The organism is Rhizobacter sp., assembly GCF_035702065.1.
Lineage (GTDB): Bacteria > Pseudomonadota > Gammaproteobacteria > Burkholderiales > Burkholderiaceae_C > Rhizobacter.
The window spans coordinates 1-13,841 of sequence record NZ_DASSRA010000418.1 but is presented as its reverse complement, the minus strand read 5'-3'; the positions used below and the strand labels follow the sequence as shown (position 1 = coordinate 13,841).

Genomic DNA, 13,841 nt, shown 5'->3' with positions numbered 1-13,841 from the left:
TGGCTGCTCGGGCCTGGGGTAGACGAGCACCTGCGCCGCCGGCCGCCACACCGACCAGGCGCGAAACAGCCCGAGCGGAAAGCGCGTATCGGCGCTGATGGCCTGCACCTCGTGCCGCCCGCGCGCTTGCGGCACGAAGCTCACCTGCGCGCTGGCCTGGCCGCCTTCGGGCACGTCGGTCCAGCTGAGCGTGGCCGCGGGCGTGGCCTCCATGCGCAGGCCAATGCCGAAGCGCGCCCGGCCGGGGCTGGTGAGCGTGATGTCGAGCAGCGCCGGCGAACCGGCGAATACCGCCGCCGGCGGGCGCAGGTGCAGCGTGAGGCCGCGCAAGGTGTTGTGGGTGACGTTCATCGACACCACGCCGCTACCAGCCAGCAGGAAGGTGAGCACGTAGCCGAGGTTGAGCTGGTAGTTGATCGAGGCGACCAGCAGCACCAGCAGCGTCAACCCGAACATCAGCCCGGCGCGCGTGGGCAGGATGTAGACGTTGCGCTGGGTGAGCAGCAACGTGTCGGTGCGCGGCAGCCGCTGCTGCCACCAGGCGCGGAAGCGCCGGCGCACCTGGGCGGCGGGGTTGTAGGGCTGAAAGGACGGGGCCGTGGACATGCCCCCATCCTAAGCCGCCGCGTGCCGGGCTATTTGCGCTTGGGCCTGTGCGTGGTCGGCACGTTCAGCGCGCCCCTGCGGAATGAGCCAAAGCGAGCTGATCGAGGATCGCATCGCAGGCTGCGCTCACGCCGTTCTGCTTGGCCATCTGGTGGCGCATGGCCTCGCAGCGTTCGCGGACGACGGGATCGCTGACCAACAGGTCGAGCGCATGGGCCGCCGTTCGCGCGTTGTAGCGGCGCGGCAGCAGCTGCTTCGCCACGCCCAGTTGCACCGTGCGGCTGGCGTTGTCGAACTGGTCGGCGCCCATCGGCTTCACGAGCTGCGGCACGCCGGCACGCAGCGCTTGCGCGGTGGTGCCGATGCCGCCGTGGTGGACGAAGGCCGACACCCGCGGCAGCAGTGCGTCGAATGGCGCGTAGCCGACGTGCATCACGCCCTGGGGCAGCACGGGTGGCAACTGTTCCGGGCTGTGCGTGATGAGCAAGCCGCGGCGGCCCGAGAGCCGGCAGGCTTCGGCCGAGGCGGCGAAGAAGGCATGCGATGCCGCATTGGCCGTCCCGGCCGTGAACGCGACGGGTGCATCGCCCTGGCTCAGGAAGGCCTCGACCTCTGCCGGCAGCGTGCTGCTCGCAGGCTGGAGCGGAAAGCCGGTCAGCTGCAGCCCCTGCGGCCAGTCGGGCTGCTTCGGCGCGAACCACTCGGGGAAGAGTCCGAGCGTGAGGTCGGCTTGGTGCAGCCAGTCGTGGTACACGCGTGCCACCGGCGGCAGGCCCAGCTCCGCGCGAATGCGGTTGAAAGGCACGGCGAAGAGCGGATCGAGAAAGCGCCGGTCCATCATGGACCACAGGTAGCGCTTGATGAACCGGGGCGCGCGCTCCAGGTGGCCCAGCGGCCCGACCGATGGGGCGCGGTATTCGGAGCGGAACAATGCCGGCGCAAGGTGCAGGGTGGCGACCGGCACGCGATGGCGCTCGGCAAACACCCGCGTCGCCCAGGCCACCGACGAGCCGACCACCAGCGTGCGACCCGGCTCGTGCGCCTGCTCCATCAGCTCCAGGCTTTGGCGCAGGTTCAGCATCACGGCGTCGGCCAGCAACGCAAGGCCCTTGCGCATGTCGATGGCAGCCGGGTCGCGCAGGGCGGCGGCCTGTTGCTCGGCGCTGCTGGTCTCGACGAAGGGCACCCCGGCTGCGGTGGCGAGCGCGGCGAAGCTGCCGTTGGCAAACAGAAGAGGCTCGTGGCCGCGCCGCTGCAGTTCTTGCGCGATGGCGATGAAGGGCAGTGCGTCGCCATGGCTGCCGACGGTGTTGAGCAGGATCTTCATGGTTCTCCCTCTGATGTGATGTAAACGCTGTTTACTTAAGGATAGCAGAGAATGTGAACAGTGAAAACATCCAAGCCCCGCAGCACCTACCACCACGGCGACCTGAAGGCGGCGCTGCTCGTGGCGGCGCGCGCGCTGCTCGACGATGGCGGCGTGGCGGCGGTCAGCCTGCGCGAGGTGGCGCGCCGCGCCGGGGTGACGCCGGCGGCCTGCTACCGGCACTTCGCCGACAAGGACGCGCTGCTCATTGCGCTGGCGGTGCAGGGCTTCGGCGAGTTCGCCGAGGCGATGCGCGCTGCCTATGAAGGATCGAGCGAGCCGTTTGCCGACATGGGCGTGGCCTATGTGCAGTTCGCAGTCGAACGGCCGGGCCTGTTCCGCCTGATGTTCGGCCCGGCCGTGGCCGACCGCGGCAAGAGCCCCGAGTTGCTCGAAGCCATCGCGCGCTCGACGCACATGTTCGACAGTGGCATGAAGACGCGCCAGGACGTGAAGCCCGACGACCCCGTGGCTGCCTTGCGCTCATGGGCCACGATGCACGGCCTGGCCACGCTTGCGATCGACCAGATGCTGCCGGGCTACGACCCGGTGATGCTCGCGCGGGCGCTGGCGAAAAAGCTCCGCCCGCCCAGCTGATCAGACCAGCGGAACGGCCGCCACCATCGCGCGCACCTGCTCGCGCGCACCGCGGCCGGCGCCCGCCACCGGGACCAGCCGGTGCGCCACCGTTTGCACGAGGATGGCCTGCACGTCGTCAGGTGCCACGTAGTCGCGCTGGTCGAGCAGGGCGTGCGCCTTGGCGGCGCGCAGGATGGCGATGCCGGCGCGCGGGCTGAGGCCATCGACGAACCAGGCGCCGCCGCGGGTGGCGGCGATCAGCGACTGCAGGTAGTCGAGCAGCGCGTCGGAGGCGTGAACCTTCAGCACCTCCTGCTGCGCAGCGATCAGGTCTTGCGGCGTCATCACCGGCGTGAGCGCGCCGATGGCATCGCGCCGGTCGGTGCCCGCCAGCAGTGCACGCTCGCTGGCCTTGTCTGGGTAGCCCAGCGTGAGGCACATCAGGAAGCGGTCGAGCTGCGATTCGGGCAGCGGGTAGGTGCCGAGCTGGTCGGTCGGGTTCTGGGTGGCGATCACGAAGAAGGGGCGGGGCAGGGCGCGCGTCTCGCCTTCGACGGTGACCTGGTGCTCTTCCATGGCTTCGAGCAGGGCGCTCTGCGTCTTGGGGCCGGCGCGGTTGATCTCATCGGCCAGCAGCACCTGCGCGAACACCGGGCCGGGATGGAAGACGAAGGCCTCCTTGCTGCGCTCGTAGACGCTCACGCCGATGAGGTCGGACGGCATCAGATCGGCGGTGAACTGGGTGCGCGAGAAGCGCAGGCCGAGCGACACGGCCAGGGCGTGTGCCAGCGTCGTCTTGCCCACGCCGGGCACGTCTTCGATCAGCAGGTGGCCACCCGCCAGAAGGCAGGCCACGCAGTCGCGAACTTGCGGTCGTTTGCCGACAATGATCGTGCTAATCTGGTCAATCAAGCGGGTGAGTTGCGACGCAAGGGCTTGGTTCATGCGGCGCACGATACCCGAAACTCCCCGCGCCGCCGCCATGCCCACCGCCCTCTACAGCCACCCCGACTGCCGCGCCCATGACATGGGCCACGGGCACCCCGAATGCCCGCAGCGGCTGGACGCGATCCACGACCATCTCATCGCCCAAGGGCTCGATGCGGCCTTCGTGCACCGCGACGCACCGCTGGTCGATTTGAGCGATGTACAACTCGCGCACAGCAGCGCCTACGTGGCGGAACTGAAAGACCGCCTGGAGCAGCTCGCTGCGAGTGGCGAGTCGCGCGCCTTCGACCCCGACACCAGCGCCAACCCCGGCACCTGGCGCGCTGCCCAGCGTGCCGCAGGAGCGGCCGTGGCCGCCACCGATGCGGTGATCGACGGGGAGATCGACAACGCCTTCTGCGCCATCCGCCCGCCCGGCCACCACGCCACGCGCGATGAGACCATGGGCTTTTGCTTCTTCAACAACGTGGCCATCGCCGCTCGCCATGCGCTCGACGTGCGCGGCCTCAAGCGCGTGGCCATCGTCGACTTCGACGTGCACCACGGCAACGGCACCGAAGACATCGTGGCCGGCGACGACCGCATCCTGATGGTGAGCTTCTTCCAGCACCCGCTGTACCCCTACAGCGGCGGTGTGCCCAAGGGCAGCAACATGGTCAACCTGCCGATTCCGCCCTACACGCGCGGCATGGAGATCCGCGAAATGATCGACCTGATGTGGATGCCGCGGCTCGAAGAGTTCAAGCCGCAGATGGTGTTCATCTCCGCCGGCTTCGACGCCCCCCGCGAAGACGACCTCGGCCAGCTCGGCCTGGTGGAGGCCGACTACGAATGGATCACCCTGCGCGTGAAGGAGGTGGCCGACCGCCACGCCCAGGGGCGCATCGTCTCGTGCCTGGAGGGCGGCTATTCGCTCAGCGCCCTCGCCCGCAGCGTGACTGCGCACCTGCGCGTGCTGGCTGAACTCTGATGCCTTAGAACAAGAATGAACGCGACTTTCGATCTCAAGGAACTCCAGGACCTCCTGCACAACCTGACCAGCCAGAGCGCACTCACCGAACTCGCGGTGCTGCTGGGCTGCCTGGGCCTCTCATGGCTCGTCTCGGCGATGCTGCGCCGGGTCTTCAAGCTGCATGGCGCCGTGCTGTTCGGCGACAACGTCATCGACGGCGTGATGTTCCCGGTGCTGGCGCTGATGCTGGCGCTGCTGTCGAGCCACCTCCTGGCCGGCGTGGTGAAGGTGGCCGTGTTCAAGCTGGCCATCCCCATCCTCACCTCGCTGGTGCTGATCCGCCTCACCGTGCGGGTGCTCACCGCGGCCTACCCGCACAACGGCTGGGTACGCGCCTTCGAGCGCACGCTGTCCTGGGTGGCCTGGATTGCCGCCGTGCTGTGGATCACCGGCGTGCTGCCGATGGTCATGCAGCAACTCGACGAAGTGCGCTGGCAGCTCGGCAAGACGCAGATCTCGTTGCGCCACCTGGTCGAAGGCACGATCACCGGCGGCGTGGTGATGGTGCTGGTGCTGTGGCTGTCGTCCGCGATCGAACGCAAGATCATCCACGGCACCGGCAACGACCTGTCGATGCGCAAGATGATCTCCAACATCGTGCGCACCGTGCTGCTGTTCGTCGGCCTGCTGGTGGCCATGTCGGCGGTGGGGCTGGACCTCACCGCGCTCAGCGTGCTCGGCGGCGCACTCGGCGTGGGCCTGGGCTTCGGCCTGCAGAAGATCGCTGCCAACTACGTGAGCGGCTTCGTGATCCTGGCTGAGCGTTCGCTGCGCATCGGCGACATGGTGAAGGTCGACAACTTCGAGGGCCGCATCGTCGACATCCGCACGCGCTACACCGTGATCCGCTCTCTCGGGGGGCGCGAGTCCATCCTGCCCAACGAGATGCTGATCACGCAGCGGGTCGAGAACTCCTCGCTGGCCGATTCGCGCGTGCTGGTCAGCAGCAGTGTGCAGGTGGCCTATGGCACCGACGTGCGTGCCTTGCAGCCCAAGCTGGTGGCGGCGATGCTGGGCGTCTCTCGGGTGCTGGAGGATCCTGCTCCCGGTGTCCAGCTGGCCGCCTTCTCGGCCGACGGCATGGATTTGTCGCTGCAGTTCTGGATCCGCGACCCGGAGAACGGCCAGGGGGCGGTGAAGTCCGACGTGCACCTCGCAGTGCTGGAGGTGCTGAATGCCGAAGGGGTGGAGATCCCTTTCCCGCAGCGCGTGATGCACACCCGGCCGGCGCCTGCGGCACCGGCGGGCTGAGAACGATCAGGCCACGGCGACCGGGATCTTGCCGATCTTGGCCTGCCACTCCTTCGGGCCGGTCTCGTGCACCGAGGTGCCCGTGGCGTCGACCGCCACCGTGACGGGCATGTCCTGCACGTCGAACTCGTAGATGGCTTCCATGCCCAGGTCGGCGAAGCCCAGCACCTTCGACTTCTTGATGGCCTTGGAGACGAGGTAGGCCGCGCCGCCCACCGCCATCAGGTAGGCCACCTTGTGCTTCTTGATGGCCTCGATGCCGCTCGGCCCGCGCTCGCTCTTGCCAATCATGCCGATCAGGCCGGTTTGCGCCAGCATCATCTCGGTGAACTTGTCCATGCGTGTGGCCGTGGTCGGGCCGGCAGGGCCCACCACTTCGTCGCGCACCGGGTCGACCGGGCCCACGTAGTAGATGACGCGGTTGGTGAAGTCGACGGGCAGCTTCTCGCCCTTGGCCAGCATGTCCTGGATGCGCTTGTGAGCGGCGTCGCGCCCGGTGAGCATCTTGCCGCTGAGCAGCAGGGTCTCGCCCGGCTTCCACGACTGCACTTCCTCGCGCGTGAGCGTGTCGAGGTTCACCTTCTTGCTCTTGTTGTAGTCGGGTGCCCAGTGCACGTCGGGCCAGAGGTCGAGGCTTGGCGGGTCGATGTAGGCCGGGCCCGAGCCATCCATCACGAAGTGCGCGTGGCGCGTGGCGGCGCAGTTGGGGATCATGGCGATCGCCTTTCCAGCGGCGTGTGAGGGGTACATCGCGATCTTCACGTCGAGCACCGTGGTCAGGCCGCCGAGGCCTTGTGCACCGATGCCCAGCGCGTTGATCTTGTCGCACAGCTCGATGCGGAGCGCTTCGGTCTTGTCCTGCGGTCCACGCTGCTTCAGCTCGTACATGTCGATGGGCTCCATCAACACTTCCTTGGCCATCAGCATGGCCTTCTCGGCGGTACCGCCAATGCCGATGCCCAGCATGCCGGGCGGGCACCAGCCGGCGCCCATGGTGGGCACGGTCTTGAGGATCCAGTCGACCACCGAGTCGCTCGGGTTGAGCATGGCGAACTTGCTCTTGTTCTCGCTGCCACCGCCCTTGGCGGCGACCTGCACGTCGAGCGTGTTGCCGGGCACCACCGTCATGTGGATCACGGCCGGCGTGTTGTCGCCGGTGTTCTTGCGCTCGAACTGCGGGTCAGCCACGATGGACGCTCGCAGCACGTTGTCGGGGTGGAGGTAGCCCTTGCGCACGCCTTCGTTCACCGCGTCTTCGATGCTGCCGGGGAAGCCCTCGAAGCGCACGTCCATGCCGATCTTCAGGAACACGTTGACGATGCCGGTGTCCTGGCAGATCGGGCGGCGCCCTTCGGCGCACATCTTCGAGTTGGTGAGGATCTGCGCGATCGCGTCCTTCGCGGCCGGGCTTTGCTCGCTGGCGTACGCACGCGCGAGGTGCTGGATATAGTCGGCGGGGTGGTAGTAGCTGATGTACTGCAGGGCTGCGGCGACGCTCTCGACGAGGTCTGCGTGGCGAATGGTGGTCATGGCGGCGGGCTCTCTCAGGCGGAAAGAAGAAGTTTACTCAAGGGGCAAAGCTCGTGATCAGCACAGCGTTTCGTCGGTTTTTCGCGGCGGAGTCGGCGGGGGGCATCGTGCTCGCCGTGGCCACGGTGCTGGCGCTGGTTGTCAGCAACTCGCCTTGGGGCGCCAGCTACGAGGCGTTTCGCAGCATCCCGGGTGAGGTGCGCATCGGGCACGACTGGCTGGTGCTCTCCAAGCCGCTGATCCTGTGGGTGAATGACCTGTGGATGGCGGTGTTCTTCCTGCTGGTGGGGCTGGAGATCAAGCGCGAGCTGCTGGCCGGCGAGCTGTCCACGCCGCGCCAGGCCCTGCTGCCCGCCGTGGCGGCGCTGGGTGGCATGGCGGTTCCGGCGTGCATCTATGCGCTGATCAACCTGCGCGATCCGGTGGCCTTGCGCGGCTGGGCCATTCCCGCGGCGACCGACATCGCCTTCGCGCTCGGCATCCTGATGCTGCTGGGCTCGCGCGTGCCGGCGGCGCTGAAGATCTTTCTCACCGCCGTGGCCATCATCGACGACCTGGGGGCCATCGTCGTGATCGCCTTGTTCTACACCGCCAACCTCTCGTGGGCCATGCTGGCCATCGCGCTCGTCGGCTGTACGGCGCTGTTCGCCCTCAACCGGCTGCGCGTGATGAGCGTGCTGCCTTACCTGGTGGTGGGGGCGCTGATCTGGGTGTGCGTGCTCAAGTCGGGCGTGCATGCCACGCTGGCCGGTGTGGCCACCGCCTTCGCCATCCCCATGGGCGACGACGAACACACGCCGCTGGAGACGCTGGAGCACGTGCTCCACCCCTGGGTGGCCTTCGTCGTGCTGCCGATGTTTGCGTTTGCCAATGCCGGCGTGTCGCTGCAAGGCATCTCGATCGACACGCTCACGCAGACTGTTCCGCTCGGCATCGCCGCAGGCCTGGTGCTGGGCAAGGCGGTCGGGGTGTTCGGCTCGTCGCTCCTGCTCACGCGCTTTGCCGGGGCCGAGCTGCCTGACGGGGCCAACCGCTGGCAGTTCTTCGCCGTGTGCGTGCTGTGCGGCGTGGGCTTCACCATGAGCCTCTTCATCGGTGGCCTGGCCTTCGAGGGCCAGGACCCGGCCTACGTCACGCAGGTGAAGCTCGGTGTGCTCTGCGGCTCGCTGGTCGCCGGCGTGCTGGGCACCGCCATCCTGGTGCTGGCCGAGCGGCGCGGCCCGTCGCGCCGCCGCCAGCAGCACATGCGGATTCAGTGACCGTTGCTCTGGTGCGCGGTGAGGATGCGGTCGGTCCAGGCGATCGCCAGGGCCGAGAACAGGAAGGCGATGTGGATTGCCGTCTGGGCGATCAGCACCCGGTCGCTCAGCGCGCTGGCGTTGATGAAGGTCTTGAGCAGGTGGATCGACGAGATGCCGATGATCGCAGTCGCGAGCTTCACCTTGAGCACCGAGGCATTCACGTGGCTCAGCCACTCGGGTTGGTCGGGGTGGCCTTCGAGGTCCATGCGTGACACGAAGGTCTCGTAGCCGCCCACGATCACCATGATCAACAGGTTGGAGATCATCACCACGTCGATCAGGCCGAGCACCACCAGCATGATGATGGTCTCGGTCAGCTTTCCGCCGTGGATCTCTGCGCTGGTGGCGCCTACCGCCGAGAAGATGGCCTGCAGTGCCGACTCGTTGCCCAGCGCCGCATGGATCAGGTGCACCAGTTCCACCCAGAAGTGAAACACGTACACGCCCTGGGCCAGGATCAGGCCGAGGTACAGGGGCAACTGCAGCCACCGGCTGGCGAAGATCAGCGTCGGCAGGGGGCGCAGTCTGCGGGCGGAGGAGGTGACGGGCTGGGTCATGGAGGAAGCACTTTCAGGGATAGTCCGGTTGCCCGCGAGTTTAGTTGGCCCAAGCTATGGGCCTGCGACTTGCAGCACGGAGTAAGCCGTTCGTAAGAGCTCCCGCTTATGGTGCGAACCAGTGCAAACAACCAAGCCCAGGAGACTGCCATGACCGACGCCGCCAAGCTCTATCCGCCTCCCGCCTCTGTCGCCAAAGCGGCGCACGTCTCGGGCATGGCGGCGTACGACAAGCTCTGCGCTGAAGCCGATGCCGATTACGAAGGCTATTGGGCTCGCCTGGCGCGCGAGTTCGTCACCTGGAAGAAGCCCTTCACCCAGGTGCTCAACGGCAGCGAGGCCCCGTTCTTCAAGTGGTTCGAAGACGGCACGCTGAATGTGTCTTACAACTGCCTCGACAAGCAGGTGGACGCCGGCCTGGGCGATAAGGTCGCCATCATCTTCGAGGCCGACGACGGGCAGGTCACCCGCGTCACCTACAAGGAGCTGCTGGCCAGGACCTGCCGCATGGCCAATGCGCTCAAGGCGCAAGGCGTTCAGCGCGGCGACCGCGTCGTCATCTACATGTCGATGTCGGTCGAAGGCGTGGTGGCCATGCAGGCCTGCGCGCGCATCGGCGCCACGCACTCTGTGGTGTTCGGTGGTTTCTCCGCGCAGAGTCTGCGCGACCGCATCCAGGACGCCGGTGCCGTGATGGTCATCACCGCCGACGAGCAACTGCGCGGTGGCAAGCAGCTGCCGCTGAAGGCCATCGTCGACGAAGCGATCGGCCTGGGGGGCTGCGAGAGCGTCAAGAACGTGATCGTCTACAAGCGCACCGGCGGCAAGATCGGCTGGGAGGCGTCGCGCGACAAGTGGATGCACGAGCTGACCGCCACGCAGGCCGAGACCTGCGAGCCCGAATGGGTCGGCGCCGAGCATCCGCTCTTCCTGCTCTACACCTCGGGTTCCACCGGCAAGCCCAAGGGCGTGCAGCATTCCACCGGGGGCTACCTGCTGCATGCAGCGCTCACCACCAAGTGGACCTTCGACCTGAAGCCCGACGACGTCTTCTGGTGCACCGCCGACATCGGTTGGGTCACCGGCCACACCTACATCGCCTACGGCCCTCTGGCGCTGGGCGGCACCGAGATCGTGTTCGAGGGCGTGCCGACCTACCCCGATGCGGGCCGTTTCTGGAAGGTGATCCAGACGCACAAGGTCAGCATCTTCTACACGGCGCCGACGGCCATCCGCTCGCTCATCAAGGCGGCAGAAAGCAACGAGGCCGTGCACCCCAAGCAGTACGACCTGTCCAGTCTGCGCATCCTGGGTTCGGTGGGCGAGCCCATCAACCCGGCGGCCTGGGAGTGGTACCACCAGCACATCGGCGGTGGCCGCTGCCCCATCGTCGATACCTTCTGGCAGACGGAGACGGGCGGCCACGTCATCACCCCGCTGCCGGGCGCCACCCCGCTGGTGCCGGGCTCGTGCACGCTGCCTTTCCCGGGCATCCAGGCGGCGGTGGTCGACGAGACCGGCAAGGACGTGCCCAACGGGCAGGGTGGGATCCTGGTCATCAAGAAGCCGTGGCCTTCGATGATCCGCACCATCTACGGCGACCCCGAGCGCTTCAAGAAGAGCTACTACCCCGAAGACTTCAAGGGCAAGTACTACCTGGCCGGTGACGGCGCGGTGCGCGACGAGAAGACCGGCTACTTCACCATCACCGGCCGCATTGATGACGTGTTGAACGTCAGTGGCCACCGCATGGGCACGATGGAGATCGAATCGGCGCTGGTGTCATGCACCGACCTCGTGGCCGAGGCCGCAGTGGTGGGGCGCCCCGACGACACCACGGGCGAGGCGATCTGCGCCTTCGTCGTTCTGAAGCGCCCGCGCCCCACCGGTGACGAGGCCAAGGCGATTGCCAAGCAGCTGCGCGACTGGGTCGGCAAGGAGATCGGGCCGATCGCCAAGCCGAAGGACATCCGCTTCGGCGACAACCTGCCCAAGACGCGCAGCGGGAAGATCATGCGGCGTTTGCTGCGTTCTGTCGCCAAGGGTGAGGCGGTCACGCAGGACACCTCGACGCTGGAGAACCCGGCGATCCTGGAGCAGTTGGGCCAGGCGTACTGAGGGATGACGACCCCTCGGCCTGCGGGTACGCAGGCCGATCCCCCAGGGGGATGCGGGGCCGGCTTGGGAGCGGCCCGGCGGTCGGCCCGCGATGCAGTCAGTTGCTGCGCGCAGTGACGAGTTCGAAAGGCGACTCGCTGCGCAGCGGCACCACGCGCCGCGCGACCAGCTCGAAGGGCTGCCCGTTCAATCGTTCCACGCACAATGCCACCGGGTGTTCCGGCGTGGCCCAGGCGTGGCGCAGCCCCCAGCGGTCGGCCGGGTCTTGCAGCTCGGGGTCGGTGCTGAGCGACACGCCCTTGGGTTCGCGCAGGTCGAAGGCAAAGCGCCCGAGCCCGATCGACAGCCCCAGGCCCCTGGCCTTGATGTAGCTCTCCTTCAGCGTCCACAGCTCGAAGAAGCGCGTGGCCTGTGCCTCGGTGGGCAGGGCGCGCAGGTGCTCGCATTCGCTGCGGGCGAAGAAGCGGTCGGCCACGTCGAGCAGGGCGCCGCGGCTGATGTTCTCGGTGTCCACGCCCAATGCCCGGCCGCGCGTCACGGCGAGCACCACCAGGTCGCTGGTGTGGCTGAGATTGAAGCTCAGGCTCTGCGCCAGTGCCTCGGGGTTGGTGATCTGCGGGCGGCCGTAGGACGTGGCCTCGAAGCGCCAGTTTTGCGGCGCCACCGGCGCGTAGCGCGACAGCGTGCTGCGCACCAGGGCGCGGGTGACGCGGTAGCGTGCGCGGTCACGCTCGAAGTGGAAGCGGTCGCCGCGGGCGCGCTCTTCCGGCGTCATCAGCGTGCGGTAACGGTCGTGGAGTGCGCTCTCGTCGGCATCGCCGCAGAAAGCGAGCCACAGGTGCACCTGGCTGGCGTCGAGGGCAAGCGTCATGGGGTCTCGTACACCGACACCAGCTCCTTGCGCGCGATGCGTGTCTCGTGCGGGTAGGCGAAGGCGTTGTTGACGTACAGCGTGCCATCGAGTTCGATGCGGCGGTTCACGTGGCTGTGCCCGTACACGTGCACCGCGGGTTTCAGCGCCTTCACCTGCTCGCCCAGCGCCGTGCTGCCGAGCACCGGGTAGATGATGCGTTTCTCAGGCGGGATGCGGTCGGGCATCACATCGATGCGCGGCAAGAAGTGGGAGTACGACACGATCACCTCGCGCTCCGACTGACGCTGGTAGGCGTTCATCGCCAGAAAGGCCTGCGCCGTGTGGTGCGACTCGAAGCCTTCGGGCCAGCGGCAGGCGCGGTAGTCGACCCAGGCCAGGCGCAGGTCTTCGCCCGGCTCACCGAAGCTGCTGTCGTACCAGCCCAGCAGCGGCACGATGCTCAGGTCGCCGTGGTGGAACACGTCCATGCTGGCGCCGGCGTTGCGCACCAGGTGCTTGAGCTGCTCGAACTTGCCGAAGGAATCGAGCCCGGGGGCATCGTGCCGCACCCACAGGTCGTGGTTGCCGGGGATGAAGAGCACGCGCCAGAAGCGGCGAGCCAACGTCTCCAGGCAGGCCGCTACGCGCGCGGAGCGGTCGGAGACGTCGCCGGCCACGATCAGCACGTCGTCAAGGTACTCGCCCATCGACAACTGCTGAACCCATTGCGCGTTGGGTTCGTAGTCGACGTGCAGGTCGGAGATGGCAAAGACGCGCATGGCCTGGAGTGTGAGCCAAATGAAAGAGGCCCCACGCGGGGGCCTCCGGTCATCCGCAGATGCGGCTTACTTCTTCAAGGACAAGATCCAGGTGACCAACTGCTTGGCCTCGGCATCGCTGACCGCGGTGTTGGCCGGCATGGGCACCGGGCCCCACACGCCGGCGCCGCCCTTGATGACCTTCTGCGCCAGCTTGTCCACGGCGTCCTTCTGGCCGGCGTATTTGGCGGCCACGTCCTGGTAGGCGGGGCCGACCAGTTTCTTGTCGACTGCGTGGCATGCCATGCAGTTCTTCTTTTGTGCGAGATCGGCGTTGGCGAAGGCAGGGCCTGCGACCAGTGCGGATGCGGCAAAAATCAGTGAAAGCGTCGACTTCATGGTTTCCTTTCGGGTGCCGGACACAGAAGGGTGATTTACATTCCCAGCACGGCTGGTTCAACGCATTCTAGGCGTGCAGGTTGACGGCGATCGTTACAAACCCCATGCCCTTGAGGCGGGTCAAACCATGTACTTTGTCATTTTTGGCGTCTTGTTGCTGGTGATGAAGGTGGCCGAGTTCGGCCCCGTCGCCGAGTGGTCCTGGTTCGCGGTGCTGTGGCCCTTCCTCGCTGCCGTGGTGTGGTGGGCCTGGGCCGATTCCACCGGCTACACCAAGCGTCGCCAGATGGACAAGATGGATGCACGTGTGGCGAAGCGGCGCGCAGAGAACCTTGAGAACCTCGGCATGGACGCCAAGGGGCGCCGGCACAAGCGCAAGCGCTGAGCCCGTTGTACAAAGCAAAAGCGGCCCGCGGGCCGCTTTTTTCATGTGCCTTGGCAGACATCACTCGAACTGGTCGAGCACCGCACCCGAGCTGGCGCTGGAGGCGTTCTTGGCAAACTTCGCCAGCACGCCGCGCGTGTAGCGCGGAGCAGGGCGCTTCCAGGCCGCGCGGCGCTTG

Annotated in this window: 13 protein-coding genes and 1 pseudogene; 6 read left to right on the top strand and 8 right to left on the bottom strand. The window is 67.2% G+C overall.

The window, feature by feature from the left end; translation table 11 throughout:
- A pseudogene (locus VFL64_RS18575) lies at window positions 1–606 on the bottom strand (DUF58 domain-containing protein); the annotation flags it as partial.
- Window positions 607–670: 64 nt separating this feature from the next.
- Window positions 671–1,933, bottom strand: coding sequence for a glycosyltransferase (locus VFL64_RS18570; protein ID WP_489541867.1), 1,263 nt, complete (start codon window positions 1,931–1,933; stop codon window positions 671–673).
- Between the two features lie 60 nt (window positions 1,934–1,993).
- Here VFL64_RS18570 and VFL64_RS18565 point away from each other — a divergent pair, with 60 nt between their 5' ends.
- Window positions 1,994–2,569, top strand: a complete 576-nt coding sequence (locus VFL64_RS18565; protein ID WP_489541866.1) for a TetR/AcrR family transcriptional regulator — start codon at window positions 1,994–1,996, stop codon at window positions 2,567–2,569.
- On the opposite strand, the gene VFL64_RS18560 is transcribed toward VFL64_RS18565, so the two are convergent.
- Entirely contained in the window at window positions 2,570–3,496 is a 927-nt protein-coding gene (locus VFL64_RS18560) for an AAA family ATPase (RefSeq protein WP_489541865.1), read from the bottom strand.
- A gap of 37 nt (window positions 3,497–3,533) precedes the next feature.
- Here VFL64_RS18560 and VFL64_RS18555 point away from each other — a divergent pair, with 37 nt between their 5' ends.
- Complete coding sequence (locus VFL64_RS18555; RefSeq protein WP_489541864.1) at window positions 3,534–4,469, top strand: histone deacetylase family protein; 936 nt, start codon at window positions 3,534–3,536, stop codon at window positions 4,467–4,469.
- 15 nt (window positions 4,470–4,484) lie between these two features.
- Window positions 4,485–5,762: a mechanosensitive ion channel family protein gene (locus VFL64_RS18550; protein WP_489541863.1), complete on the top strand. Its 1,278-nt coding sequence runs from the start codon at window positions 4,485–4,487 to the stop codon at window positions 5,760–5,762.
- 6 nt (window positions 5,763–5,768) lie between these two features.
- Here the strand turns inward: VFL64_RS18550 and VFL64_RS18545 are convergent, their stop codons facing one another.
- The gene (locus tag VFL64_RS18545; RefSeq protein WP_489541862.1) at window positions 5,769–7,292 is read right to left on the bottom strand and encodes a fumarate hydratase; all 1,524 of its coding nucleotides are present in this window, start codon (window positions 7,290–7,292) and stop codon (window positions 5,769–5,771) included.
- Window positions 7,293–7,345: 53 nt separating this feature from the next.
- Here VFL64_RS18545 and nhaA point away from each other — a divergent pair, with 53 nt between their 5' ends.
- Window positions 7,346–8,551 carry a Na+/H+ antiporter NhaA gene (gene nhaA / locus VFL64_RS18540; protein WP_489541861.1) on the top strand — a complete coding sequence of 402 codons (1,206 nt, stop codon included), beginning with the start codon at window positions 7,346–7,348 and terminating at the stop codon, window positions 8,549–8,551.
- On the opposite strand, the gene VFL64_RS18535 is transcribed toward nhaA, so the two are convergent.
- Window positions 8,545–9,150, bottom strand: a complete 606-nt coding sequence (locus VFL64_RS18535) for a YqhA family protein (protein WP_489541860.1) — start codon at window positions 9,148–9,150, stop codon at window positions 8,545–8,547. The genes nhaA and VFL64_RS18535 overlap by 7 nt on opposite strands.
- A gap of 150 nt (window positions 9,151–9,300) precedes the next feature.
- On the opposite strand from VFL64_RS18535, the gene acs reads away from it, so the two are divergent.
- A complete protein-coding gene (gene acs / locus VFL64_RS18530; protein WP_489541859.1) occupies window positions 9,301–11,268 on the top strand; it encodes an acetate--CoA ligase in 1,968 nt (655 codons plus the stop codon).
- A 97-nt stretch (window positions 11,269–11,365) separates the two neighbouring features.
- On the opposite strand, the gene VFL64_RS18525 is transcribed toward acs, so the two are convergent.
- The 3 genes from VFL64_RS18525 to VFL64_RS18515 all read right to left on the bottom strand — a co-directional run bounded on the left by VFL64_RS18525 (window position 11,366) and on the right by VFL64_RS18515 (window position 13,278).
- The gene (locus tag VFL64_RS18525) at window positions 11,366–12,139 is read right to left on the bottom strand and encodes a 4'-phosphopantetheinyl transferase family protein (protein ID WP_489541858.1); all 774 of its coding nucleotides are present in this window, start codon (window positions 12,137–12,139) and stop codon (window positions 11,366–11,368) included.
- Entirely contained in the window at window positions 12,136–12,900 is a 765-nt protein-coding gene (locus VFL64_RS18520; protein WP_489541857.1) for a metallophosphoesterase family protein, read from the bottom strand. The genes VFL64_RS18525 and VFL64_RS18520 overlap by 4 nt, the downstream gene beginning before the upstream one ends.
- 66 nt (window positions 12,901–12,966) lie before the next feature.
- Window positions 12,967–13,278 carry a c-type cytochrome gene (locus VFL64_RS18515; RefSeq protein WP_489541856.1) on the bottom strand — a complete coding sequence of 104 codons (312 nt, stop codon included), beginning with the start codon at window positions 13,276–13,278 and terminating at the stop codon, window positions 12,967–12,969.
- 127 nt (window positions 13,279–13,405) lie between these two features.
- Here VFL64_RS18515 and VFL64_RS18510 point away from each other — a divergent pair, with 127 nt between their 5' ends.
- Window positions 13,406–13,663 carry a TIGR04438 family Trp-rich protein gene (locus VFL64_RS18510; RefSeq protein ID WP_489541855.1) on the top strand — a complete coding sequence of 86 codons (258 nt, stop codon included), beginning with the start codon at window positions 13,406–13,408 and terminating at the stop codon, window positions 13,661–13,663.
- Window positions 13,664–13,841: the final 178 nt, after the last annotated feature.

Excerpts from the sequence above, each read along its gene's own strand:
- VFL64_RS18510 (WP_489541855.1), top strand. The coding sequence starts at position 13,406 with ATGTACTTTGTCATTTTTGGCGTCTTGTTGCTGGTGATGAAGGTGGCC.
- VFL64_RS18545 (WP_489541862.1), bottom strand. The coding sequence starts at position 7,292 with ATGACCACCATTCGCCACGCAGACCTCGTCGAGAGCGTCGCCGCAGCC.
- VFL64_RS18550 (WP_489541863.1), top strand. The coding sequence starts at position 4,485 with ATGAACGCGACTTTCGATCTCAAGGAACTCCAGGACCTCCTGCACAAC.
- acs (WP_489541859.1), top strand. The coding sequence starts at position 9,301 with ATGACCGACGCCGCCAAGCTCTATCCGCCTCCCGCCTCTGTCGCCAAA.
- VFL64_RS18535 (WP_489541860.1), bottom strand. The coding sequence starts at position 9,150 with ATGACCCAGCCCGTCACCTCCTCCGCCCGCAGACTGCGCCCCCTGCCG.
- VFL64_RS18525 (WP_489541858.1), bottom strand. The coding sequence starts at position 12,139 with ATGACGCTTGCCCTCGACGCCAGCCAGGTGCACCTGTGGCTCGCTTTC.
- VFL64_RS18515 (WP_489541856.1), bottom strand. The coding sequence starts at position 13,278 with ATGAAGTCGACGCTTTCACTGATTTTTGCCGCATCCGCACTGGTCGCA.
- VFL64_RS18520 (WP_489541857.1), bottom strand. The coding sequence starts at position 12,900 with ATGCGCGTCTTTGCCATCTCCGACCTGCACGTCGACTACGAACCCAAC.
- VFL64_RS18570 (WP_489541867.1), bottom strand. The coding sequence starts at position 1,933 with ATGAAGATCCTGCTCAACACCGTCGGCAGCCATGGCGACGCACTGCCC.
- VFL64_RS18555 (WP_489541864.1), top strand. The coding sequence starts at position 3,534 with ATGCCCACCGCCCTCTACAGCCACCCCGACTGCCGCGCCCATGACATG.
- VFL64_RS18560 (WP_489541865.1), bottom strand. The coding sequence starts at position 3,496 with ATGAACCAAGCCCTTGCGTCGCAACTCACCCGCTTGATTGACCAGATT.